Below are 23,299 nucleotides of genomic sequence, written 5' to 3'. Positions count from 1 at the left end.
TTCCATAGCTCCATGCCTGGGAGGAAAGCCGTGCTGCTCGCTGCCGAGACACGACCGGCCGGAGGTGCCGCGCTGGACGAGGTGTTCCTCGCCACGGGCATCGGCGCCGGCCTGACGGCCGTCCTGCTCGCCCTCGTCTACCTGCACCGCAGCCGGCGGTCGCGGATCCTCACCCGGATCGGTGACCGGCTGGGCGCGGCGACCGGCGTGCCCGCCTGGGTGGCCCTGCCCACCGTGCTCACCACGCTGGCCCTGCTCACCGCACTGCTGGGCATGCTCTGGGACATCGCGCTGCACATCGGCGTCGGCCGGGACGAGGGACCGCTGGCCAACCCGGCGCACTACCTCATCCTCTTCGGCCTGTTCGGTGTCTTCGCCGGCGGGGTGCTGGCCTGCGCCATGCCCCTGGACGGCGAGCCGGGCCCGGCCGCCGTCCACTTCATCCGCGGCTGGGACGTCCCGGTCGGCGGCGTCCTGCTCACCGCGGCCGGCTTCTACGCCCTGCTCGGCTTCCCGCTCGACGACGTCTGGCACCGGATGTTCGGCCAGGACGTGACCCTGTGGGGCCCGACGCACCTGATGCTGATCGGCGGCGCCGGCCTGTCCATCATCGGGCTGCTGGTGCTCGAGCAGGAGGGGCACGGCGGGCTGTCCACCGACGACGGCCACCGCAAGGTCGGCCGCACCGCGCGGTTCGTCCGGCAGGCCTCGGCCATGGGCGGGCTGCTGCTGGGCATGTCGGTGTTCCAGGGCGAGTACGACTTCGACGTGCCCCAGTTCCGGCTGGTGCTCGAGCCGTTCATGATCGCCGGGGCCGCCGGCATCGCGCTGGTCGCCGCCCGCATGTTCATCGGCCGCGGTGGGGCACTGGCGGCCACCGCCTTCTTCCTCGTCGTCCGGAGCCTCATCGCGCTGGTCGTGGGGCCGGTCCTCGACGAGGTCCTGCCGACCTTCCCGCTGTACCTCGGGTCGGCGATCCTGGTCGAGCTGGTCGCGCTCGCGCTGCCCCCGGCCCGCCGGCCGCTGCTGTTCGGCGCGGTGGCGGGGGTGGCCATCGGCACCGTCGGCCACGCCACCGAGGCCGGCTGGACCCACGTGGTCCAGGAGCTGTCGTGGGGCAGCGACATCCTGGTCGAGGGCACGCTCATGGCGCTGGCCGGTGGCATCGCCGGCGCGCTGCTCGGGGCCCTGCTCGGCACCGGCCTGCGCCGCCGGCTGCCGCGCCCCGCCGTGGCCCGGGGCGCGCTGCTCGCCTGCCTCGCCGTGCTGGCGGCCGCCGTCGCCAACGGCCTGGTCGCCACCGTGCCCGACGGCGTCGAGGCGACCTTCGCGATCGAGGACGTGCAGAGCGAGCCGCGGACGGCGGACATCAGCGTGCAGCTGGACCCGGCGGACTTCCCCGACGACCCCGCCTGGGTGCAGATCACCGCCTGGCAGGGCGACGGCCTGGTCGTGACGCCGCTGGAGCGGACCGGGGAGGGCGCGTACCGGACGACCGAGCCGGTTCCGCTGCACGGCACCTGGAAGACGCTGCTGCGGGTGCACGACGGCCGCGTGCTCACCGCGTTCCCGATCTACCTGCCGGCCGACGAGGCCATCCCCGCCGACGAGATCCCGGCCGAGGACGGCATGACCCGCAGCGCGGTCCCGGAGATCGACATCCTGCAGCGCGAGCTGAAGGACTCCGGGGGCGGGCTGTGGCTGGTGTCCAACCTGGTGGTCCTGGCCTGCACCCTGGCCCTCATCGCCGCGATGGCCTGGGGCGTGGGGCGCTACGCCCGCCGCGCCGCCGTCCGGGAGCCGTACGCCGACGCCCCCGCGGACAGCCCCGCCGAGGGCACCGCGACGTCCGGGGCGGTGCGCTGATGCGCACCCGGCACCGCGGCGCCGCCGTCCTCCTGCCGCTGGCCCTCGCGCTGGTCGGCTGCGCCGGCACCGCGGCGCCGGCCGGGGAGGACGCCGCGGCGCCGACCTCCGTCGGGAACCCGGCGACCGTCAGCTCCACCGCGCCGGCTCCCGCGTCGTCCCCACCGGCGCAGGCCGCCGGGCAGCGGCTCGAGGTGCAGGTCGCCGGTGGCCGGGTCACCGGCGACACCGGCCGGGTGCCGGTCGCCCTCGGCGAGGCGGTCACCGTGGTGGTGACCAGCGACGTCGCCGACGAGGCGCACCTGCACGGCTACGACGTGTCCGCCGCGCTGGCCCCGGGGCAGCCGGCCGAGCTCGCGTTCGACGCCACCATCCCCGGGGTGTTCGAGCTCGAGCTGCACGAGGCCGGGACGGTGCTGCTCACGCTGCAGGTCTCGTGACGCTGCTGGCCCACGGGGTCGGTTCCCGCACCGACCTCCCGATCCCGCTCGGCCTGGCGCTGTACGGGGCCGGGGCGGCGATCCTGATCAGCTTCGCCGCGCTCCTGCTCTTCTGGCGGTCACCGAAGCTGGGCGGCCCGTCGTCCGGGCGCCCGCTGCCGCCGGGGCTGCAGCGGGTCCTCGACGCCCCGGCCCTGCGCCGCGGCCTGCAGGCGGTCGCGCTCGCGGTGCTGGTGCTGGTCGTGGCCGCCGCGCTCGCCGGGCCGGCGGAGACCGCGCGCAACCTCGCCCCCTGGGCGCTCTACGTCACCTTCTGGGTGGGGCTGGTGCCGGCCAGCCTGCTGCTGGGCCCGGTGTGGCGGGTGGCCAACCCGCTGCGGCTGGTGCACCGCGTCCTGCGCCCGCTCACGCCGCGCACCCCCGGTGCCGGACGGCTGCCGGCCCTGGGGCTGTGGCCCGCCGCCGTCTCGCTCACGGTCTTCCTCTGGTTCGAGCTGGTGTACCCGGGGCGGGCCGATCCGGTCACCGTCGCGGCGTTCCTGATCGGCTACGCGGTGGTCCAGACCGGGCTCGCGCTCTGGTTCGGGGAGGGCTGGTTCGCCCGCGGCGACGGCTTCGAGGTCTACTCCGCCCTGATCGCCCGGCTGTCCCCCTGGGGACGCCGCGACGACGGCCGGCTGGTGCTGCGCAACCCGCTGGCCAACGCGACGGCGACCCCGGAGGTCCCCGGGCTGGCCGCGGTCGTCGTGGTGCTGCTGGGCTCCACCGCCTTCGACGGGGTCTCGCGCACCGCCTGGTGGCAGACCGGCCCGGGTGCGGCGAACGACTCGCTCTCCGGGACCGTCGGCCTGCTGGCGATGATCGCGCTCGTCGCCGTCCTGTACCTGCTGGGCACCCGGGCGTCGGGGTGGCTGGCCGGGCAACCGGCCGGCGTGCAGCCGCGCCGGTACGCCGCCACGGTCATCCCGATCGCGCTGGGCTACACCGTCGCGCACTACTTCAGCCTGCTGGTCCTCGACGGGCAGACGACCTGGATCCTGCTCAGCAACCCGTTCGGCGTCGCGGGGGTCGATCTGCTCGGCACCTACGGCAACGTCGTCGACCTGACCGCGGTCGGCCCGGACCTGATCGCCTACGTCCAGGTCGGTGCGGTCGTCGCGGGGCACGTGGCGGGCGTGACGCTGGCGCACGAGCGCGCGCTGCTGTCCGAGCGGCACGCCCGCGCGTCGGACCAGTTGCCGCTGGTCGTCGTCATGGTGCTGTTCACCGTCGGCGGGCTGGGCCTGCTCTTCGGGTTCTGACCGGCCGGGTCACCCGAACGGACGTACCCGGTGCCGCGGCGCTCCAGCACCTCGCCCGGCGCGCCGATGACTCGGTGCCGGGACCGATGCCCGGGCCGGTCCACCGGCCCCCGGGCCGACGGATGCGAGAGGACCGCTCAGGTGATCGCAGTGACCTGCCGCAACGGCGAGCACTTCTCCGTCGACCCCGACCACATCGAGCGCATCGAGCGGCACGGCGACACCGTCGTCCACCTCGTCGACGGCACGCACTACGTGGTCGACGACGACTTCGACGACGTCCTGCGCTCCATCGCCGCGCACCGTGCCGGGGCGCTCGCGGCCCGCGCGAAGCTCGTCGACGGCTACGCCGCCATGCCGGCGGCCACCCGGCTGGCCCGCCGCATCGCCGCCGCGTCCTCCACCGCTCCGGGCCGGAGCGCCGGCCGGGACTGAACCGGCCCGGCTCAGGACCAGAACGCGGCCACCTCGGCCCGGACCGCCTCGGCCTGCGCCCGCCCGGCCGCCGCCGCCGGCTGCCGGCTCGCCGGCGACAGCGGGTTGGTGCCGAAGGCCTGCAGCGCGGACTGGTCGGCGAGGACCGTGTGCCACCTCGGTGCCCCCGCCCAGCAGCTCGATCTCCCGCGCGAGGTCCGGGCCCATCGGGCTGCCCGCCATGCCGGCGAACGGCGTGACGACGAGGACCTTCGCGCAGCGGCCGCGAGATCGGCGTTCGTCGCCGACCGCATCCCGCCGTCCATGTACCGGCGGTCGCCGATGGTGATCAGCGGCCACACCGTGGGAACGGCGCGGCTGGCGGCGACGGCGTCCACCAGTGGCACCCCCGAGCCGGCGTCGAAGGCGGCGAAGGAGCCGTCGGCGGTGTCCACGGCGGTGACCACGAGCCGGCCGGCCGGCCAGTCCACCTCGCCGATCCGGCCCGCGATGATCGCCCGCCGCTCCGCCTCGGGGACGTCGCTGCCCCGCAGCGCCAGCGCCCCGTTGCGGGCCCGGGCGTCCTGCTCCCCCGCCGCACCGGTCAGTGCCTCGGCGAAGGCGGTCATCATCGCCGTCGCGTCGAACTCGACGTCGGGCTCGGCGGCCGTGACCGGCGCGGACTGGGCGGCGTAGAGGGACTGCAGGTCCTTCTCCCCCCGGAGCAGGGTGCCGACGATCGAGCCCGCCGACGTGCCGACGACGAGGTCGGCGTCCCGCACGTCGACGCCGTGCTCGGCCAGCCCGGCCAACAGCCCGATCTCCCAGGCGATGCCGGCGATGCCGCCGCCCCCGAGCACGAGCGCCCGCCCGCTGCCCCGACCGGCCATCCGGCCCACCTCCGTGCTCGACGCTCCCGGAACCGCGGTCCCGGTAACGGGAGGACCGTCACCGACCACGGTCGAGCCGCAGGACCTCGGTCGTCCGCGCCGCCATCGCGGCCTCGCCGAGGGCGTTCGGGTGCACGATGACCGCGTTGGTGCCCTGGAGGACCGGCTCCACCCAGCGCACGCCGATCGGCTGGCAGGCGTCGTGGCCGTCGGACGCCCGGCTCATGTCGACGTAGGTGACACCGGTCCGACCCGCCGCGCGCTCCACCGCGTCGTTCAGCGTGGCCTGCAGGCTGCGCAGGTAGGGGATGTCGCCCTCGGCGAGGGTCATGCGGTCGAAGCAGCCGCCGCTCGCGGGCACGATCCACGGGTAGCCGAGGATCGCGACCTTCGCCCGGGGGGCCTCCTGGCGGACGGCCCTGAGCGTCTCCACCAGCGCCGGGTAGGTGGTGCTGCGGATGGTGTCCTCGAAGGAGGAGCCGTAGCGGTCCTTGCACGGGCTGCCCGTGCCGAGGGTGGTCAGCCCCGCGGTGGAGCAGGCGAGGATCGAGTTGATGAAGACGCTGCTGTCGTTGCCGCCGATGGTCATCGTGACCAGCTGCGTGTCGGCGCCCAGCGCGTCCAGCTGCGGGGCCACGCCCGGGTACTGGGCGGCGAAGAAGTCGCCGGTGTCGGCGCCGCCGCAGGTGACGTCGGTGAGCTGCGCGCCGACGGTCCCGGCGACGACGTGCGGATAGTTGCGGATCGACCGCAGGCACTGCGGCGGCGCGGCGAGGTCCGGCGGCAGGACCCCGGACGCGGCGCTGTAGGAGTCGCCGAGGGCGACGTAGCTCAGCGGGGACGGCGTCGCCTGCGCGAGGGGGGTGACCACGACGCCGGCCAGGACGGCCACGGCGGCGACGATGCAGGCAGCGAGACGACGCACGTCTCCTCCAGTTCAGGTGGGGGCACTGTGCGCGGAACAACGGGCGAACCCGCCAGGGGTTACGCGGCTCACACAGATACCCCGTCGCCGCGTCGCCCCGGCCGGAACTCCCGAGCGCGACCGCCGGTGCCGGCGGTCACGCGGCGGTGCGGGTCGCCTCGATGTGCGCCCGCAGGCCCGACGCCAGGTCGTGGCGTCGTTCGTAGCCGATGAGCTCGGCGAGGGCCGAGCCGCACACCTGGGTGGCCAGGCCGGCGACGTCCGGCTCCCCGTTCGAGGTGACCTCCAGCCGGGCCTCCGGCACGATCTCCTGGACCAGCGCGGCGACTTCCCGCATGGTGGTCGCATCGCCTCCGGTGTTGAAGAAGTGGCGGTCGCCGAACGCCGCCGCGTCGAGCTCGACCAGCCGGACGAGCTGCTCGGCGACGTCCTCGACGTGGACCAGGCTCATCCGTGCATCGCCGCGGTCCACCGGAACGATCCGCCCCGTGGCGGCTCCCTCGATCGCCCGGGAGAGCCAGCCCGACACCCCGCGCACCCCGCCCGGTCCGAAGACGGGGCTCGGCCGGATCCCCACGGCCAGCAGACCGTGGGTGGCGCGGTACACCCGGGCGAGCTGCTCGAGGTAGAGCTTCCCGGCGCCGTAGAGCGGCATGCCCGGGGCCAGCCGCGGAGCGGCGTCCTCGGTGAGCGGGAGCTCCGCGGCCGCATACGCCCCGTCGGAGCCGTACACGGCGATGGAGCTGGCGAGCACCACGCGCTGCACCCCGAACAGCCGCGCCGCCTCGAGCACCGTCGCGGTGCCCTGCACGTTCAGCTGGGTGGCGGCGTACGGGCGCCGGTTCGTGGCCTCTCCCAGGCTGTAGGCCAGATGCACGATCACGTCCACGTCCCGCGCCGCTGCGCCGACGTCCCCGAAGGACAGGACGTCCCCCGCGACGACCTCGACGCCGCCGACCTCCCCGCCGTTCCGCGCCACCGCCACCGGATCCGGAGCGACGTCCAGCAGCCGGACCCGGTGGCCCCGGCCGGCGAGCGTGCGGCCGGTCAGGCTGCCGATGATCCCGGTGCCACCGGTGACGAGCACGTGCATGTCTCCTCCTCGGGCCTCAGCCGGCCATGTCGCGCTGGAGCTGTCCGGCGTACGTCCGGAAGTCGACCTCGAGGCGGTAGCGCGCCGAGTGCACGAAGTGCGCCTCCACCCAGCGGCGGTGCGCCGCGATCTCCCGCGCCATCGCCTCGCCGCCGGGCAGCGCCACGTCCCCGGACAGCACCCGGGCGATCCACCGGCCCTGGATCTCCACCAGCGGGATCGTCGGGCCGACGGGCTGCACCAGGCCGGCGAAGTACAGCCCGGGGGCGTCGGGGTGCACGATCCTGCGGTACAGACGCCCGCCGTCCTCCGCGCTCGCCACCAGGTCGGCGGGCAGGAACGGGAACGACGGGTCGTACCCGGTCGCGTAGATGACCGCATCCGCGGTCGCGCTGGTGCCGTCGGTGAAGCGGACCTCGCCGCCGTCGAGCGACGCGATGTCGGGCCGCACCCGGATCCAGTCGTAGGCGACGTACTGCAGCAGCTCCTGGCCGATCGTGGCGTGCTCGCGGTGGATCGGGTGCGCGGGCTTCGGCACGCCGAACCGCTCCTGCGGTCCGACGGCGACGCGGGCGAGCGTCTTCACCAGGTTCCGGGCGAGCGGCGTCGGCAGGCGCAACCGGCGCGTCAGGAACGCCGACCACCGGTCGGTCGGCACGCCCAGGAGGTACTTGGGCAGGATCCAGGCGCTGCGGCGCGTGGAGAGGTGCACCTGGCCGGCGACGCGGGCCAGGTCGACGGCGATGTCGCAGCCGGAGTTGCCCATGCCGACGACGACGACGCTCTGGCCGCTGAACGGCTCCGGCGTCCGGTAGTCGTGGGAGTGCAACTCCTGCCCCGCGAACGTCCCCGGGAAGGACGGCCGGCGGGGCACGCTCAGGTGCCCGTTGGCGACGACGACCGCGTCGTACACCCGCGGACCGTGCCGGTCGGTGGTGACCACCCAGCGACTGCCCTGCTGCTCCACCGAGGTGACCTCGGTGGAGGTCTGCACCGCGTCCGCGACGCCGAACTCGGCCGCGTAGCTCTCCAGGTACTCCAGGACGTGGCGCGCGCGGAGGTACGCCGGCCGGTCCCGGGGCACCGGGAAGTCCGGATAGGCGAGGCTGCGCGAGCTGGTGTCGATCTGCAGCGAGCGGTACGCCGACGACGTCCCGCTGTCGTTGTCGTAGCGCCACAGCCCGCCGAGCGCCGACCCTTTCTCGAACCAGTCGAAGTCGACGGCGCGCTGCCGGAGGCTCTTGGCGACCGTCACGCCGGAGGCGCCCGCGCCGATGATGCAGACCTTCACGGATCACCGCTCTCAGGTGCGTCTGCCATTCCTACCGGCCAGTCGGAAGGCTAGTGAGACCGGCGTCGGCCTGTCAACGCGCTGGTAACCTGCGACCTCGTGACCAGCGTCGGAGCCACGAATCCGCGGCGTGCCCAGATCATCGAGGTCGCCGCGGACCTCTTCGACCGGCACGGCTATCACGAGACGTCGATGCGGGCGATCGCGGAACGAACCGGAATTCGGAAGGCGTCGCTCTACCACTACTTCCGCAGCAAGGACGAGCTCCTGGTCGAGCTGCACGGGACGCTGATGACCGTCGTCATCGACCGCCACCTGCACCGGCTCGAGGCGGAGCGGCCCGGACCGCGCGAGGAGCTCCGGGCCATGATGCGCGACGTCATCGGGTTGATGGAGTCGCACCCGGGCTACCTGCGGATCTTCTTCGAGAGCTACCGGGAACTCCCCGCCGACGCCCGCGCTTCGGTCGCGGCCCAGCGCTCCCGCTACCGGCAGCTGGTCGCCGACGTCGTCGCGGCCGGCAACGAGGCCGGCGAGTTCCGCGACGTGGACCCCGGGATGACCAGCCTCGCGGTGCTGTCGCTGGCGAACTGGACCTACCAGTGGTTCAGCCGCAGCGGACCGCTGTCCACCGACGAGGTCGCCGACCACTTCTGGTCGATGTTGCTGACCGGCATCGGCAGGTAGCCGCACCGCCCGCGCTACGCGGCCTGGAGGGCGCCTGCCTGGGCGGTGGCCGAGGCCGCACGCACCGGCACGACCGTCGGGGTGGGCCACCGGTGACCACCGTGCGGACGCTCGTGGTGCCACGGCCCGGGGTCCTCGAGACCGAGGAGACGAGCGGGGCCGGCCCCCGCGACATGGTCTATGAAGGGGTCGTGACGGCGACTCCCCGGGGCGACTTGATGCAGATCGGGCAGGTCGCCGAGCGCACCGGCCTGAGCCTGCGGACGATCCGCTTCTACGAGGAGAACGGCCTGGTCGTCCCGACGGCCCGCTCGGAGGGCGGATTCCGCCTGTACAGCGAGGCCGACGTCGCCCGGCTCGAGGTGGTCAAGCGGATGAAGCCACTGGGCTTCTCGCTGGAGGAGATGCAGGAGCTGCTCGCGCTGCTGCACGACCTGGAGCACGCCACGACCGGCAGGGCGGAGCTGCTCCACAGACTGCGGATGTTCCACGAGGCCGCCGTCGCGCGGGTGACGGCGCTCCGCGACCAGCTCGCCGTGGCCGAGGGCTTCGCCGACGATCTGGCGGGACACCTCCGGACCCAGCGCTGACACCCATGGGCCGGCGGTTCGAGGAGCTCGATCGGCGCCCCACCCCGATCGGCGAGGTGAGCCTCCGCCGCCGCCGCGACCCCGGCAGCAGCATCGACATCTTCGAGGTGAAACTCGGCGACGAGTTCCTCATGTCCTCACTGTTCACCGTGGCCGAGATCGAGCTGGCCCGGCTGGCCCTGGACCGACTGCGCGGATCGGATCTGGACGTCGCCGTCGGTGGACTGGGGCTCGGCTTCACCGCCCAGGCCGTGCTCGCCGACGAGCGCGTGCGTGACCTGGTGGTCGTCGATGCGCTCGAGCCGGTGATCCGCTGGCACGAGCGAGGCCTGGTCCCGCTCGGCCCTGTGCTCACCGGCGACGACCGCTGCCGGTTCGTGCACGGCGATTTCTTCGCGATGACCCGTGGGCCCGGTTTCGACCCGGCACTGCCGGACCGGGTGTTCGACGCCGTGCTGGTCGACATCGACCACTCACCCCGGCACCTGCTTGCCGACGGCAGCGCGGGCTTCTACGAGCTGACCGGGAGCCGGTGCCTGGCCGGGCGCATCCGGCCGGGCGGCGTCTTCGCGCTCTGGTCCAACGATCCACCCGATGACGACTACCTGGCCGTCCTCCGGCAGGTCTTCGTGGACGTGGCCGCAGAGATCGTCACCTTTCCCAACCCCCTCCAGGACCGCATGGCGACCAACACGGTCTACCTGGCGACGGTGCCCTGCTGACGCCGCGCGCCGGGCAGCTCGTCGACCGGGGCGCCACCACGTGGGTCCAGGGCGCACAGCGCGCGACCGACGGACTCAGCCGGTAACTTGCACGGCACAGGCCCCGCAGTGCATGCACCGTCGGGGAGGCGTGGAAGCCCGAACCCCGGCGGATGGTCGGCGGCGAGGAGGTCGCGGTGGACGGCGGGGGCCCGGCGTGACGCGGCTGCGGGTGGCCTGCGTGGGCAGTGGTTTCATCGCCGGCCAGCACCTGCGGGCGCTCGCCGGCCTGCCCGACGTGGAGATCGTGGCGGTCGCTGACACCCAACCGGAGCGGGCCGAGGAGACCGCCACCCGGTACGGGGCACGCCCCTACGGTGACGGGTTGACGTTGCTGGAGACCGAGGATCTCGACGCGGTCTGGCTGTGCGTTCCGCCGTTCGCCCACGGGGCCCTCGAGCTCGCGGCGATCGACCGCCGGCTGCCGTTCTTCGTCGAGAAGCCACTCGCGCTCGATCTGCCGGCCGCGGAGAGGATCGCCGACCGGCTGGCCGGGACCGGGCTCACGACCGCGGTGGGCTACCACTGGCGGCACCTCGACCTCGTGCACCGTGCCGCGGACCTCCTCGCCGAGGAGCCCGCGCAACTCCTCACCGGTTACTGGCTGGACAAGACGCCGCCGGTCCCGTGGTGGTCGCAACGGGCGTACTCCGGCGGCCAGGTGGTGGAGCAGACCACCCACATCTTCGACCTCGCTCGCCGGTTCGCGGGGGAGGTCGAGACGGTGGCGGCCGTCGAGCGGAGCGCCCCGGACGGGCCGGAAGACGTTGCCACCGCGGCCACCGCGCTGTTGCAGTTCGTCTCGGGCGCGGTGGGCAGCATCTCCTCGGCGCGCGTGCTCGGCTGGCGGCATCGGGTCGCCCTCCAGGTGGTGGCGGACGGGCGCGTCATCGAGCTCTCCGAGCGCGGGCTGACCGACCACGAACTCCGGGTGGTCACTGCCGACGGCGAGGAGGTCCTGCGGTCCGAGGAGAATCCGATCGCCACGGAGGACCGTGAGTTCGTCGACGTCCTGCTCGGCCGCGTGCAGCAGGTCCGTGTCCCCTACGAGGAGGCGCTCCGCACGCACGCCCTGGCCTGCGCCGCCGACCGGTCCGCCCGTCAGGGCGGGCCCGTGCGGCTGACGGACGGCGACGTCGATGGCTGAGCGGCGCGTGCGCTCCATCGGCGTGGCGGGGCCCGGTCAGCCCGTGCTGCTGGACGACACGGAGCCCGAGCCGGGACCGGGGCAGGCATGGGTGGCTACCGAGTGGTCCGGGATCAGCGCCGGCACCGAGGTCGCCCTCGTCCGCGGCACCGACCCCCACCACCGGCTGGGTTGGCACCCGGACCTGCGGTCCTTCGGGATCAGCGCCCCGGACGGCTACCCCAAGCGGAGCCTCGGCTACATGGAGGTCGGCCGGGTGACCGAGAGCCACGCCGAGGCCCTCCCCGTGGGATCTCGCGTGGCCATGGCGTACGGCCACCGCACCGGCCGCTGCGCCGATCCGACCGGCACGACGGTGATCCCGGTGCCCGACGATCTCGACCCGCTGCTGGCGATCTACCTCGCGCAGATGGGGCCGATCTGCGTCAACGGCCTGCTCCATGCCGCCGCGGCCCTCGCCGGACCTGGCGCTCCGCTCGACGCCGGCGTGCGCGACCGCCACGTGCTGGTCACCGGTGCCGGCGTCATCGGGCTCCTGACCGCCCTGCTCGCCGTCCGGCACGGCGCGGCGGCGGTGGCCGTCGCCGAGCCGTCCGGCGAGCGTCGCGCGGTCGCCGAGTCCCTGGGCCTCGACGCCGTCGACGACGCCGACGGCCGTGGCTGGCTCGAGGTGAAGCGCCGCTGGCGGCACGGTCCCGGGGACGCCGGCGCCGACGTCGTCCTGCAGTGCCGCGGGCACGACATCGCCCTGGCCACGGCGCTGAAAGCCCTGCGGCCACAGGGTGTCGTGGTGGACCTGGGCTTCTACCAAGCCGGCGCCGAGGCCGTCCGGCTGGGCGAGGAGTTCCACCACAACGGCCTGGCGCTGGTCTGCGCGCAGATCGGCCGCGTGCCACGAGGCATGGCTACCGCCTGGACGCGCACAGCGCTCGCGGCGGCCACCCTCGACCTCCTGCGGGACCGCGGCCAGCAGATCCGCACATCGCTGATCACCGACGTCCTCCCGTTCGAGGAAGGCCCCGCCTTCCTGGCCGACCTGGCAGGTCGGCGGCTGGCGAGCCCACCGCTGCAGGCGGTGCTGCACTTCGGGCCCGGCTGACCTACCGGAACGTCGTCGCCTACTCCGGCGTGAGGAAGGCGGGTTCCTCGTCGCCGCGCACAGCGAGTGACCGGGCGGACGGTTCGGCAGCCGCCTCGGCACGACCGCAGACACTCCGGATCGGCGCTCGGCGCGACGTCAGGACGTCCTCGTAGACGCGCAGGGTGTCCTGCGCCATCCGGCGCGCGGTGAACAGTTCCACGTACCGGCGGCGCCCGGCGAGCGCGTACCGCTGTCGCAGGGCCGGGTCGGCGAGCAGCTCGGCCACCGCCTCGGCGAGGGCGCGCGGGTCCTCGGGCGGCACGAGCGTCCCCGTGACCCCGGAGGTGACCACCTCCGCCGATCCGATGACGTCGGTGGCGACCACGGGCAGCGCGGCGTCCATCGCCTCGATCGCGGCCAGGGGCATGCCCTCCTGCCGGGACGGCAGGACGAACACGTCGGCGGCATCCAGCAGCATGCGTGCGTCGTTCCGGTGGCCGGGCAGGTGGAGGAAGTCGGCCACGCCGAGCTCGGCCGCCTGGCGGCCCAGATCATCGGCCAGGTAGCCGCCGCCGACGATGACCACGGCCAGGTCCGGGAACCGTGCCGCGAGGTCGGGTATCGCGGCGACCAGGTTGCGCTGCCCCTTCTGCACGAACAGCCGGCCCACGTTCATGACCACCAGATGGTCGGGGCGCAGACCCAACGCTTCCCGCGCGGCCGTCCGGCCGGGAGCCGGCCCTCGGGGAACGATGCCGTTCGGGACGGTCACCAGCCGCTCGGCCGGCACGCCGATGCGCTCGTGCGTGAGCCGCACGCCCTCGGAGACGGCGATGAGCCGGTCCACGTCGGTGATGGCGCGGAAGAACGCGGCCCGCTTCCGCGGGTTCAGCAGCCACGGCTGGTGCTGGGTCTGCACGACGGCCGGCACGCCGGCTCGACGCGCCGCCCGGGCGCCGTCGAAGTTCTCCCGCCCGCTGCCGACGTGGATGTGGAACACGTCCGCCGGATGGGCGGTGAGGAAGTCGACGACGGCCTGACCGAACCCGGGGTCTCGCGGAGGCGGAAGAGCGCAGGTGACGGCCCCCAGCGCCGCCGCACGGTCGAGGACCCGGCGCCCGCTCGCCGTCCCCCAGCAGAGCACTGAGACGTCGGACGTCGACCGGAACTCTGCAGCCAGGTCGAGCATGTGCGCGCCCATGCCGGAGGGATCGACCGAGGGTGTGTAGAGGCAGATGGACAGCCGCCGCCGAGGCCACGCCGGAAACCCGGATGCGGGAGACGACTCCCCCGTCGCCGAAGGGTCGACGCCGTCAGCCGCTTCGTCGGTCGCGGTCGCCATCGACCACCTCTTCTCTGCTCTCGTTGGCCGCACCATGGCCGGGAGACGTGGATCACGCAACAGCACCCGCTCCCTGGACCCGCCCGGTGCTCGGTGAGTGGGTGGTCGGCGCCGTCTCCGCAGGCCGGGTCGCGTGGCTGCGACTACGGTCGGGCGGCGTGGAGTTCCGTCGACTGGGCCGGTCGGGCCTGAACGTCTCGCAGATCGCCTTCGGCAACTGGCTCACCCACGGCAGCCAGGTCGAGGAGGACGCCGCTGTGGCCTGCGTGCAGGCGGCGCTCGACGTCGGGATCACGACGTTCGACACCGCCGACGTGTATGCCGGCACGGCCGCCGAGTCCGTGCTCGGCCGCGCGCTCGCCGGCCAGCGCCGTGAGGGTCTGGAGATCGCCACGAAGGTGTACTGGCCGACCGGCCCGGGCCCCAACGACCGTGGGTTGTCCCGCAAGCACGTCACCGAGAGCTGCCACGCGTCACTCCGGCGACTCGGTACCGACTACATCGATCTCTACCAGGCGCACCGGTACGACCCCACGGTCCCGTTGGAGGAGACGATGACCGCCTTCGCCGACCTCGTCCGGGCCGGCAAGGTGCTCTACCTCGGCGTCTCGGAGTGGCAAGCCGATCAGATCGCGGCCGCGGCCTCCCTGGCCCGCGAGCTGAAGGTGCAACTGGTCAGCAACCAGCCGCAGTACTCGATGCTGTGGCGGGTCATCGAGGCCGACGTCGTCCCGGCCTGCCAGGAGGAGGGGCTGTCCCAGATCGTCTGGTCGCCGCTGGCCCAAGGAGTGCTCACCGGCAAGTACCGGCCCGGGGAGCAGCCACCGGAGGGCAGCCGGGCCAGCCACACCGGAGTCGGCTTCCAGGTGGAGGGATTCCTCGCCGACGACGTCCTCGTCCGCGTACAGCGGCTGCGTCCCATCGCCGACGATCTGGGCCTGACGATGGCGCAGCTGGCGCTGGCCTGGGTGTTGCAGAACCCGAACGTCGCCGCGGCGATCATCGGCGCCAGCCGCCCCGAGCAGGTCCACGACAACGTCAAGGCGGCCGGGATCCGACTCGATGCCGACGTCATGACCCGCGTCGACGAGGTGCTCGGCGACGTCGTCGAACGCGACCCCAGGACCGTCTTCCTGCCCGCGGACAAGGCGGCGAGGGAACCGGCGGCGTAACGCATCGCGACGGAGCCGGCGGGCCGTGCCCGCCGTCAGCTCGGGGAAGCGGCGCGGCGGCAACTCTTACTTCACGTTAGGGTTGAGGTGTGTCGCACGGTCCTGGGCTCACGTCGACGCCCCTGAACCCCAGCACGCTCGACTCCCTCGCGCCGACGGTCCCGATTCCGTCCTACGACCGGCGCCGGGTGCGCACCGGCATGGTGCACATCGGCGTCGGCGGGTTCCACCGCGCGCACCAGGCCATGTACGCCGACCGGCTGATGAACGCCGGCAAGGCCCTCGACTGGGGCATCTGCGGAGTCGGCGTCCTGCCCTCGGATCGGCGCATGCACGAGGTCCTGAGCGCGCAGGAGGGGCTGTACACCCTCGTGGTGAAGCACCCGGACGGGTCGCTGGAACCACGGGTCGTCGGTTCCCTCGTCGAGTATCTGCTGGCGCCGGACGACCCCGAGGCCGTGGTCGAGAGGATGGCGGACCCCGAGACCCGGATCGTGTCCCTGACGATCACGGAACGCGGCTACAACTCCGACCCGGTGACCGGCGCCTTCGACGACACCAGCCCCGACATCCGGGGGGACCTCCTTCCGGATGCGGTTCTGCGCACCACCTTCGGTCTGGTCACCGAGGCCCTCGCCCGCCGCCGGCACCGCGGACTCGCGCCGTTCACCGTCCTCTCCTGTGACAACCTGCAGAACAACGGCGACGTCGCCCGGCGGGCGTTCACCGCCTTCGCCACGCTACGAGACCCGGCCTTCGGAGCCTGGGTGGAACGGGAAGTGAGCTTCCCCAACAGCATGGTCGACCGGATCACCCCGGTGACCACGCCCGCCGACGTGGCGTTGGTCCGCGAGCGGTTCGGCGTCGCGGACGCGTGGCCGGTGGTGTGCGAGCCGTTCGCCCAGTGGGTCGTCGAGGACCGCTTCCCCGCCGGACGCCCGCCCTGGGAGGACGCCGGGGTGCAACTGGTCGACGACGTCGCCCCCTACGAGGTGATGAAGCTGCGACTGCTCAACGGCAGCCATCAGGCCTTGGCCTACTTCGCGCGCCTGGCCGGCTACGAATTCGTGCACGACGCATGCCAGGACCCGCTGTGGTCCCGCTTCCTGCGGGACTACATGGATCGCGAGGTCACCCCCACCCTTGCCGCCGTGCCGGGGGTGGACCTCGAGGACTACAAACGGAGCCTCCTGCAGCGCTTCAGCAGTACCGCCGTCCGCGACACGGTGGCCCGGCTGTGCGCCCAGACGTCCGCGCTGATCCCCAAGTACGTCCTGCCGGTCATCCGCGCCCGCCTGGCCGACGGCGGAGAGGTCCACCGCGCCACGGCCGTCGTCGCCAGCTGGGCCCGCTTCGCAGAAGGGCACGACGACCACGGCCGGCCGATCCCGCTCGTGGACCGGCATGCCGACCGCATTCGGGCCAACGCCCGCCGGCTGGGTGAGGACCCGCTCGCCTTCATCGCCGACCGCAGCATCTTCGGCGACCTGGTGGACGACGAGCGATTCGTGACGCCCTACCGACAGGCGCTGGCGGTCCTCCGTGGACGCGGCGCACGAGCCACCCTCGCCACGCTCGTCGATGCGCCCGCCGGCACAGGCTGAGCACCCGATCGCCGGCCCGCTGGACACGTCATCCCGGCCCTCGCGCGGGAGGCAGCCGACCGGACGGGCGCCATCCTGCTGACAGGTGAGAGCAGGCGAACTGCAGCCAGAGACGACTCAGGCCGCCCCTCCGGGTGGAGGAGCGGCCTGAGTGGAACGGGTGGAGCTGAGGGGACTCGAACCCCTGACCCCCACACTGCCAGGCCGACCTGACAGAGTTCGCACAAGTCCGCCGAAGTCCGGAAAGGCCTGTTGAGCAGGGGATTCACTGCATCGCTGGACGGCGGCGAACAAGCGCGAACCAAGATCGATCCGAGTCAACTGCAACCAAAATTGCAACCAGACGCCAATGGTTGGCGCGTCTCACGGCGCGAGAACAGTGGCCAATGGAGCTTTGCGGCGATCCCCGGAAGCCCGGCGGCGGGCTGGCGCGCTCGCCCCTGAAGCCTGCGGTTGACGTGTGCGCTCGGCGCCTGACCAGGTCCGTGATGGACTGGAACCATGGATGACGTGTCGTTGCTGATCGACCAGCGCTCGGCATCCCAGGCCGCCTCCGACGAGGATGTCAGGGCGTGGGCGAGCGGCCGACGGGTATTCGTGTCCAGCCTCATCACCGACATGCCCGACGAGCGCGCCGCCGTGCGGGCAGCGATCGAGGCGGTCGGGGCGACGGCGGTGATGTTCGAGGATCTCGGAGCGCAGGACATCTCGGCCGAGCAGGTCTATTTCTCGGGTGTTCGCAGCGCCGAGGTCTACGTAGGGATGTGGGGCTCGCGCTACGGCGTGCGGATGCCCGACGGGTACTCGGCGACCCATGCCGAGTTCTTGGAGGCGGAGCGGAACGGGTTGCGGCTGTGCCTCTTCGTACACGGTGAGACAGCGGGCGAGATGGACGGGTCTCAACGCGATCTGATTCGAAGCGCCCGCAACCTGTACACGACAAGCCCTTGGAGTAACCCGACGGACCTCGGTCGACGGGTGCGGCGACGTCTGGAGGAGCTGGCGGCTGAGGAGTTGGCACCGTGGGTGCGCGTCGGCAGGACGCTGTTCCGTGCCCGCGAGATTGTGAACGACGGGAGAACGATCTCGCTCACGGCCGCAGTGCGTAGCGACGCGGTCCATGCGGAGCTGGTGCGCCTGCGGGACGACCGCGCCGGCGGTGTCCCGTTCGCCTCTCCCCACACCGCACTGCCCGTGCAGATCGCGGAGTTGTCGACGAGGACCGTCTCAACCATCGCGCACGAGGAGCGCTTGACAATGGTCGCGCAGGAGCGACGCGCGTCTAACATGCGCGCCTCCATCAACGGCGTTTCGGCCGACGAGGTGGTCCGTCGGGCGCTGTCCGACGGGCTCTTCGGCACCTCAATGCTCAGCCAACAGATGGGTTGGCTAGCGCGGCCGATCGATCCGCTGGCACCGCTCCGGGGGTTGGGCCTGGACGACAGCGTCCTGCGGCCCGTGGCGCGAGTGCTGTTCTCCGAGCGCCTGGTTACCGAGCAGGCCGCATCGAGGATCGACTCTTTCGCGCTCGGCCCTTCACACCAGGGTGCGCGCCGCCTGCGGGCAATCTGGACGCCGCCGCAGGTCTACGTGAACGAACTGGACCCAGCATCCGTGTCGATCGACGGCACGACGCTGGGGCTGTGATGTACCGGCATGAACCCGCTCAAGCCGCCCAGGAGGGGACTGCCCAGGGTTCGGTTGACTCTTTTGCCTGTGAGTATGCGGCCTCGTCGAGAGGATCTGCACTGTGCCTGATCCGGATCCCAGGACTTCCGGTCCGACGTGATCGCGGTCGCCGGGCAGGGCGACGGGCCCTCTCGGTGGTCCGCGTAGGAGCTCGTGGTTCGTCCCTGGCGGAGATCCCTGCGTTGAGAGCACCGTGCCCATGGCCAGCGAAATCGCCCATTGCGGGGGGCGGGCTTCGAAGCGTCGTCGACACCTCGAGTGGCAGCGCGCGGAGCGATAGCGAGCAGCCGCGCCGCCGGCCGCGAGATGTGGCGGAAAGGCACGCAGAAGGCACGGCCTCCGCCTGACTCGTCGTTGACCAACCAAGATGGCGCTTAGAGTCCCTGGCTTGCAAGCTGGCCATGCCGGTTCGATCCCGGTCACCCGCTCCACCTCCCGACCAGGGCGGATGCCTGTCTGCGCAGCTCAGTGGGGCGTTGGCGCTGTTCTCGTGCCTTAACGGTGGTGACCCCTATTGACCGCTGACCACCGGCCTTCGCCGGTGTTTAAGGCACGGATAAGGCACGCCCTGGCCGCAAATGACCTCGGCGTCGTGCTGCTGTAGCGGCATCGATCACAGACCGCCAGCCCACGAGCGGCGCCGGGCACGGACCGTCAGCTGTCGTCTCGTGGCGTGTCTCCAAGCTCGTGGACGCCGCTGCGCGACCACCAACAGGACGGGAGTCGATCAGCCCGCAGTCCCGAAGGCACGCCGGGTGCTTGGAGACCGTTAGCTGGGCGAGGCCAAGGTGGGCGGTCAACTCGACGACACGGTGCTCCCCGAGGCTGAGGTGCCGCAGGATTGCCAGGCGGGTGGGATCGGACAGGCTGTGGAACAGGGAGGCGGCCGGCGACAGACGCGCCGTCTCGATCTGAGGGTCGTCCCGCGAGACACCCTCGGGCGATTTCATCGTCATATGGCGGTGATAGCACCAACCAGTCAACTACTCCGCTCGCCTTCAGGGGGCCCACGCGATCATTGGGCCAACCGCCTAAGGCGCAGCCCCCCACCTGGCGTCACTGGCGTACGAAACGGAGCCGCCCGGTGTTGCTGCGGTGCCTGTCGGCCTCGTAATCGCCGGTGAGAGCCCGACTGTCGTGAGACAACGACAACCGCACCATCCCTTCGTGCGGCGCCATCGTACCCGGCGTCAGAGTCCTGGGCCTATTGGCATAGACGTACCGAACGCCTTGGTTCGCGCCAGGGCTTGAACACAGCGCTGCCATGGTCGAATGCGACTCCGAATGCTCGGTCGTCATCGTCACAAGAAGCCGAGTAGCAGTCTGACGGACAATCATGTCGGCCGGACTCCTGGTGCCTCCGTTGTGATCGCTGACAACTTCCCCGGTCCACTTGCCTCCCAGATCAAGCACCCCGGAGAGATTTGAGCCAAATAGCTTCCACCGCCATACCCAGCGATCGTATACAAGCCAAACTAGAGCGAAGCAGCCGAACAGCGCTGGGACGTCGAGCCACCATGGTGGCTCGAATCCCATCGCAGCGAACAAGCGACCCAACCCAAGCGCGATTAGCGCGCCAGTTATGGCGCATAGCACGACGGCTGTTCGCAGACGCTTGTCCATGTCGATTGAGTATGGGTGCACAGTCCTGCTACCAACTGTTCCATTGTGCGATCAAGGCATCCACCAGGCGTTCGGCGTCACCAACGTTCCACTGCGTGGACTCGGGCCCGAAGAGTGGCGTCACACGGTTTTGGCACTGCATCTTCGGGAACTTCGCGACGTTCTTGCCGAGCCAGATGAGGACGTTCAGGTATGCCGCCGTCAGATCACCGTCGTATTCGTCGTCGGGCACATTCGAGAGCAGACACTCAACGAAGTACGACGGCGACGTCGATCGTGAGATGAGCGAGTCATCAACGGCACGCCGCCGAGCGTTCTTTACAGTGCGCACAATCGCCTTGTATCGATCGTCCGTTTCGGACTGCTTCATCTCACCGAAGGTCCTGTGCAACTTGGGATAGTTGACGATCCAGCGACCCCTCGTGTCCCAAAACTGCACACCTTCGATGTAGCTCTGCTTCACGCTCGAAAACTCGGTGTAGAGCCGATACTCCTGAGCCACCAATACGTCGACCGGCAAACGGCCGGAGCTCGCAGCCACCTTCAGGCACTTCGTGCCCTCGCTGACCAGGCGCGGCGAGAATCTCTCCTGCAAGGTCACCAAGACATCTCGCCGGAAGTCCGCCCACGTGAGGCTCGAGTTTGCGAACGAGGCGTTGTACCTCACCCTCGACGGCACATCCAGTAGTTGGATGTCGCCGATCCAAGACTGCGTCAGCTGACAGACGACGTCCACGTCGCTGTCGGCCCGGACGTTGGTGCTGTTGGCATACGAGCCCTGGAGATAGACGTTGGGCCCGTACTTCTTGAGGCGACTTGAACCCTCCAGCGCCGTGCGGACCGATGCATAGGTCTCGGCGGATCGCGAGGGTTCAGGGCGATGCGACCACGTCTCGAGTTGCTGCTTCGGAATCCCCATGGCCCCAGCATGCGTCAGGCCTATGACAGTTCCGAGCGACCCGCTCACAGAAAGTTGTCAGCTCCCGGGGCACACAGAGGCGTGGGGGCGGCCGCGAGCGGCTACCGGAGTCGATGAGCAGCGGCGATGTGAGGTTTCTGCGCAAGCAGCGTCTCCAGCCGGCTGTCCGGCCAGAGTTCAACCAGGGGCGCCTCCCCCTTCTCGTTGTGCTGCTCAGCCCAGGCCACGGCGTCTGCCGAGAAGCGCCCGCTCGTAGCGATGATCAACACACGAACGACGGGCGGTGGCCAGAGCTTGGTCTGCGCGACGTTGCTGGCCACCTCCGTCGGCGGCACCGACCGCGATCGCCAGTGCTTGGCTTGAACGATCACTCGCTCAGTTCGCACTCCCCCGGTGCTGTCGTGGATGACGCGCTCGAGGGACAGGTCGCGGCCACGGTCCGGGGCTCGAGTGTTCATCAGCCACTGCACGTTCTGATGCTCCGGGAACTCTCTCAAGAGGTCATAGAGCAACCGCTCGAAGGCCTCGTCGTCGAGTCGATCCCATGGCAAGGCAACCGTCACCGAGCCGGTGAGGTGGCCTCCAGCGGCCTCACCAAGGTCGAGGTCGGGCACAGGGAGCGGGTCTGTGTCACCGAAACCAGCAGCCTCCACGTCGGCCCGCACGCTGGGCCAGTCCATCGTATGAATGTCGTCCCAATCATGCCCCTCACCAAAGTGCAGGTGTCGGTGCAGGTCGCTCCAACGACCTCGTCGCTGGGCGCTATCGCCCATCAGCCGCTCGATCTCCGCCACGGCAGCAACTACCTGATCTACGTCAGGTCCCTCGATGCGCTCGGATCGCTCGCTCTCGACAGTGTTGACGCTCTCGACGACGCGTGGCAGGGCGGAGTCGATATCGGCGGTGAGCTCTTCGAGGCGCTTACGGGCAGCTCGGCGCCGAGCGCGATGTAGCCGAAAGCGGTACTCCCCGATGTCCGAAGCTGGCTTGTTGGCCGCCTCCTGCACGGCGAAGGGAGGCTCGCTGATCTCCGCATAGTCTAGGAACGCTTGCCCGACCTCGTCGATGTCCGGCAGCGGCTCGGTGATGGTCCAGCCATCCACCCTGGGAAGGCCGGCGAGCAAGTCGTCCCACGTCCTTCGGAGATCGTCGTACTCGGGATGCGATCCGCGGGCCGGCCCCGTTGGGATAAAGGGTGCAGCTCGGTTCCAGACCTCCTCAAGCTTCGCCAAGTTGGCGGCGGCTCGATCCATGACTGCCAAGAGGTCGTTCAGCTCCACGGCGGCAGCCTGCCACGCCGTAACCGCTAGCGACTCAAGGCCAACGCAGCGTTGCGCGAGGCTGCGATGCTAGGAACTGGTCCATGGACCAGGCCAGCGTCTCCCTTGTCGTGGCGACGGTCGGTGTGGTCGGCACGCTCTCCGCTGCGCTGCTCACCCAACTTCTCTCGCTACGTGCCGAACGGCTGAGACGTGCCGCTGAGGATCGCTCCAGATGGCTCGCCGACAGATTGCGGATCAGCTCGCAGTTCCTTGCCAAGTCGCTCAGCTTGGAGCGCGACCTCTGGTCAGCGGCAGCCCAGCTGGACCGAGACGATCGAGCGGTACGCATGCCGGGGCACACCACGATCTTGTTGACCCCAGAGGAAGGGCTGCCTGGCGTGCTCGACCCCATCGCTCGGGAAATCTTGGTCGAAGAGATCGAGAAGGCGTTCGAACGCCTGGATGAGCTCGAGGAGGTGGCGGCGGAGATCGCCCTTGTGGGCTCGCCGAGTGAGGTTGAGGCGGCGTCGGAGCTCCACGAGTCCCTTTGGTCGGTCGTGGGTCTTCTTGAGGCCTACGCATTCTTCGACGACGCGGCCGATGCCGTTGAGGTGTGTCGGAGCGCCCGGGATCGGTTTCTTCAAGCGGCTCGCACTGGCCTACGCGCCGGGGGTCAGGTCTCAGCCATCGACAACCGGCCCAGACTGGAGGACGACTCGATCAGCCAGAGATAGAGGCCATAGCTCCGGCCGGCGGGTCCGTGTGCCCACAGTGTCACCGGTCGAGTCCGCCCACGCGCAGGTAGCCGCTGCCCGATGGATCCAGGGACACGGTGATGCCTAGTCGGCGCCACACGTCCAACACGGCCCGCTCGCCCGTCTCAAGCACCGCGTTCTCGACTTCGCCGAACTCCCCCAACTTCGGCAGGAGCGGACCGCTGTCGACCGGCAGGCAGTCGAGGTGGCCAAGGCCACGGTAGATGGCCGCCGACTGCAGCGGATGGCTGACACCGTCGACCGTCTCGGTGCACAGGGCGCCAAGGACCGCGTCCGCCAGGACGTCGCAGCGGTACTCGCCAACAACCCCGCGGACGATCTCGCGGGCGACCGCGGCGGTCGCCGTGGCCGGTGGCGTGAGGGTTTCCAGTTCGAGGCTGCGGCACGCACAGGTCGGCGCCGCCATCGCGCGCCTGTCCGCTTCGG

General features: G+C 71.2%; 23 protein-coding genes. 13 read left to right on the top strand and 10 right to left on the bottom strand.

The features are described from left to right. The first annotated feature begins 30 nt into the window (after positions 1-30). The 4 genes from ACI790_RS03880 to ACI790_RS03865 all read left to right on the top strand — a co-directional run bounded on the left by ACI790_RS03880 (position 31) and on the right by ACI790_RS03865 (position 4,042). Positions 31-1,866 (top strand): hypothetical protein, encoded by a 1,836-nt coding sequence (locus ACI790_RS03880; RefSeq protein ID WP_456568464.1) that lies wholly within the window; start codon positions 31-33, stop codon positions 1,864-1,866. Then, the gene (locus ACI790_RS03875; protein ID WP_456568463.1) at positions 1,866-2,306 is read left to right on the top strand and encodes a hypothetical protein; all 441 of its coding nucleotides are present in this window, start codon (positions 1,866-1,868) and stop codon (positions 2,304-2,306) included. Before ACI790_RS03880 ends, ACI790_RS03875 begins: the two co-directional genes overlap by 1 nt. After that, on the top strand, positions 2,303-3,607 hold the full coding sequence (locus ACI790_RS03870) for a hypothetical protein (protein ID WP_456568462.1): 1,305 nt from the start codon (positions 2,303-2,305) through the stop codon (positions 3,605-3,607). The genes ACI790_RS03875 and ACI790_RS03870 overlap by 4 nt, the downstream gene beginning before the upstream one ends. 141 nt (positions 3,608-3,748) lie before the next feature. Continuing rightward, on the top strand, positions 3,749-4,042 hold the full coding sequence (locus ACI790_RS03865; RefSeq protein WP_456568461.1) for a flagellar FlbD family protein: 294 nt from the start codon (positions 3,749-3,751) through the stop codon (positions 4,040-4,042). Positions 4,043-4,053: 11 nt separating this feature from the next. Here the strand turns inward: ACI790_RS03865 and ACI790_RS03860 are convergent, their stop codons facing one another. The 4 genes from ACI790_RS03860 to ACI790_RS03845 form a co-directional block, all read right to left on the bottom strand. After that, positions 4,054-4,911 carry a patatin-like phospholipase family protein gene (locus ACI790_RS03860; protein ID WP_456568460.1) on the bottom strand — a complete coding sequence of 286 codons (858 nt, stop codon included), beginning with the start codon at positions 4,909-4,911 and terminating at the stop codon, positions 4,054-4,056. A gap of 58 nt (positions 4,912-4,969) precedes the next feature. Beyond that, a complete protein-coding gene (locus tag ACI790_RS03855) occupies positions 4,970-5,836 on the bottom strand; it encodes an SGNH/GDSL hydrolase family protein (protein WP_456568459.1) in 867 nt (288 codons plus the stop codon). 136 nt (positions 5,837-5,972) lie between these two features. Next, entirely contained in the window at positions 5,973-6,929 is a 957-nt protein-coding gene (locus tag ACI790_RS03850; RefSeq protein ID WP_456568458.1) for an NAD-dependent epimerase/dehydratase family protein, read from the bottom strand. A 16-nt stretch (positions 6,930-6,945) separates the two neighbouring features. Further along, a complete protein-coding gene (locus ACI790_RS03845) occupies positions 6,946-8,220 on the bottom strand; it encodes a flavin-containing monooxygenase (protein ID WP_456568457.1) in 1,275 nt (424 codons plus the stop codon). Between the two features lie 99 nt (positions 8,221-8,319). On the opposite strand from ACI790_RS03845, the gene ACI790_RS03840 reads away from it, so the two are divergent. The 5 genes from ACI790_RS03840 to ACI790_RS03820 all read left to right on the top strand — a co-directional run bounded on the left by ACI790_RS03840 (position 8,320) and on the right by ACI790_RS03820 (position 12,504). Further along, complete coding sequence (locus ACI790_RS03840) at positions 8,320-8,907, top strand: TetR/AcrR family transcriptional regulator (protein ID WP_456568456.1); 588 nt, start codon at positions 8,320-8,322, stop codon at positions 8,905-8,907. A gap of 92 nt (positions 8,908-8,999) precedes the next feature. Continuing rightward, the gene (locus tag ACI790_RS03835) at positions 9,000-9,497 is read left to right on the top strand and encodes a MerR family transcriptional regulator (protein ID WP_456568455.1); all 498 of its coding nucleotides are present in this window, start codon (positions 9,000-9,002) and stop codon (positions 9,495-9,497) included. A 5-nt stretch (positions 9,498-9,502) separates the two neighbouring features. Further along, positions 9,503-10,219, top strand: a complete 717-nt coding sequence (locus tag ACI790_RS03830; RefSeq protein WP_456568454.1) for a spermidine synthase — start codon at positions 9,503-9,505, stop codon at positions 10,217-10,219. 196 nt (positions 10,220-10,415) lie between these two features. Next, complete coding sequence (locus tag ACI790_RS03825; RefSeq protein WP_456568453.1) at positions 10,416-11,405, top strand: Gfo/Idh/MocA family protein; 990 nt, start codon at positions 10,416-10,418, stop codon at positions 11,403-11,405. After that, entirely contained in the window at positions 11,398-12,504 is a 1,107-nt protein-coding gene (locus tag ACI790_RS03820) for a zinc-binding dehydrogenase (protein WP_456568452.1), read from the top strand. Before ACI790_RS03825 ends, ACI790_RS03820 begins: the two co-directional genes overlap by 8 nt. A 19-nt stretch (positions 12,505-12,523) precedes the next feature. Here the strand turns inward: ACI790_RS03820 and ACI790_RS03815 are convergent, their stop codons facing one another. After that, positions 12,524-13,687, bottom strand: coding sequence for a glycosyltransferase (locus tag ACI790_RS03815; protein ID WP_456568451.1), 1,164 nt, complete (start codon positions 13,685-13,687; stop codon positions 12,524-12,526). Positions 13,688-13,986: 299 nt separating this feature from the next. On the opposite strand from ACI790_RS03815, the gene ACI790_RS03810 reads away from it, so the two are divergent. From ACI790_RS03810 to ACI790_RS03800, 3 genes are all read left to right on the top strand, one after another. Beyond that, positions 13,987-15,000 carry an aldo/keto reductase family protein gene (locus tag ACI790_RS03810; RefSeq protein ID WP_456568450.1) on the top strand — a complete coding sequence of 338 codons (1,014 nt, stop codon included), beginning with the start codon at positions 13,987-13,989 and terminating at the stop codon, positions 14,998-15,000. Between the two features lie 89 nt (positions 15,001-15,089). After that, positions 15,090-16,604 (top strand): mannitol dehydrogenase family protein, encoded by a 1,515-nt coding sequence (locus ACI790_RS03805; protein WP_456568449.1) that lies wholly within the window; start codon positions 15,090-15,092, stop codon positions 16,602-16,604. A 510-nt stretch (positions 16,605-17,114) separates the two neighbouring features. Then, positions 17,115-18,251: a DUF4062 domain-containing protein gene (locus ACI790_RS03800; RefSeq protein WP_456568448.1), complete on the top strand. Its 1,137-nt coding sequence runs from the start codon at positions 17,115-17,117 to the stop codon at positions 18,249-18,251. A gap of 587 nt (positions 18,252-18,838) precedes the next feature. On the opposite strand, the gene ACI790_RS03795 is transcribed toward ACI790_RS03800, so the two are convergent. From ACI790_RS03795 to ACI790_RS03780, 4 genes are all read right to left on the bottom strand, one after another. Further along, positions 18,839-19,243, bottom strand: coding sequence for an ArsR/SmtB family transcription factor (locus ACI790_RS03795; RefSeq protein WP_456568447.1), 405 nt, complete (start codon positions 19,241-19,243; stop codon positions 18,839-18,841). A gap of 106 nt (positions 19,244-19,349) precedes the next feature. Next, the gene (locus ACI790_RS03790) at positions 19,350-19,829 is read right to left on the bottom strand and encodes a Cap15 family cyclic dinucleotide receptor domain-containing protein (RefSeq protein WP_456568555.1); all 480 of its coding nucleotides are present in this window, start codon (positions 19,827-19,829) and stop codon (positions 19,350-19,352) included. A gap of 115 nt (positions 19,830-19,944) precedes the next feature. Beyond that, positions 19,945-20,835 (bottom strand): nucleotidyltransferase domain-containing protein, encoded by an 891-nt coding sequence (locus tag ACI790_RS03785; protein ID WP_456568446.1) that lies wholly within the window; start codon positions 20,833-20,835, stop codon positions 19,945-19,947. 101 nt (positions 20,836-20,936) lie between these two features. Beyond that, positions 20,937-22,115, bottom strand: a complete 1,179-nt coding sequence (locus ACI790_RS03780) for a restriction endonuclease (RefSeq protein WP_456568445.1) — start codon at positions 22,113-22,115, stop codon at positions 20,937-20,939. A gap of 83 nt (positions 22,116-22,198) precedes the next feature. On the opposite strand from ACI790_RS03780, the gene ACI790_RS03775 reads away from it, so the two are divergent. Further along, positions 22,199-22,831, top strand: coding sequence for a hypothetical protein (locus tag ACI790_RS03775; RefSeq protein WP_456568444.1), 633 nt, complete (start codon positions 22,199-22,201; stop codon positions 22,829-22,831). A gap of 40 nt (positions 22,832-22,871) precedes the next feature. Here the strand turns inward: ACI790_RS03775 and ACI790_RS03770 are convergent, their stop codons facing one another. Beyond that, positions 22,872-23,279, bottom strand: coding sequence for a hypothetical protein (locus ACI790_RS03770; RefSeq protein WP_456568443.1), 408 nt, complete (start codon positions 23,277-23,279; stop codon positions 22,872-22,874). Between the last annotated feature and the right edge of the window lie 20 nt (positions 23,280-23,299).

The organism is Blastococcus sp. SYSU DS0539 (assembly GCF_054050855.1).
This window is presented reverse-complemented; position numbering and strand designations above follow the sequence as displayed.

Bases quoted from the DNA above. Each gene is read 5' to 3' on its own strand.
- ACI790_RS03770 (WP_456568443.1), bottom strand. From the start codon at position 23,279: ATGGCGGCGCCGACCTGTGCGTGCCGCAGCCTCGAACTGGAAACCCTC.
- ACI790_RS03815 (WP_456568451.1), bottom strand. From the start codon at position 13,687: ATGGGCGCGCACATGCTCGACCTGGCTGCAGAGTTCCGGTCGACGTCC.
- ACI790_RS03785 (WP_456568446.1), bottom strand. From the start codon at position 20,835: ATGGGGATTCCGAAGCAGCAACTCGAGACGTGGTCGCATCGCCCTGAA.
- ACI790_RS03775 (WP_456568444.1), top strand. From the start codon at position 22,199: ATGGACCAGGCCAGCGTCTCCCTTGTCGTGGCGACGGTCGGTGTGGTC.
- ACI790_RS03830 (WP_456568454.1), top strand. From the start codon at position 9,503: ATGGGCCGGCGGTTCGAGGAGCTCGATCGGCGCCCCACCCCGATCGGC.
- ACI790_RS03875 (WP_456568463.1), top strand. From the start codon at position 1,866: ATGCGCACCCGGCACCGCGGCGCCGCCGTCCTCCTGCCGCTGGCCCTC.
- ACI790_RS03820 (WP_456568452.1), top strand. From the start codon at position 11,398: ATGGCTGAGCGGCGCGTGCGCTCCATCGGCGTGGCGGGGCCCGGTCAG.
- ACI790_RS03860 (WP_456568460.1), bottom strand. From the start codon at position 4,911: ATGGCCGGTCGGGGCAGCGGGCGGGCGCTCGTGCTCGGGGGCGGCGGC.
- ACI790_RS03790 (WP_456568555.1), bottom strand. From the start codon at position 19,829: ATGGGATTCGAGCCACCATGGTGGCTCGACGTCCCAGCGCTGTTCGGC.
- ACI790_RS03795 (WP_456568447.1), bottom strand. From the start codon at position 19,243: ATGAAATCGCCCGAGGGTGTCTCGCGGGACGACCCTCAGATCGAGACG.
- ACI790_RS03850 (WP_456568458.1), bottom strand. From the start codon at position 6,929: ATGCACGTGCTCGTCACCGGTGGCACCGGGATCATCGGCAGCCTGACC.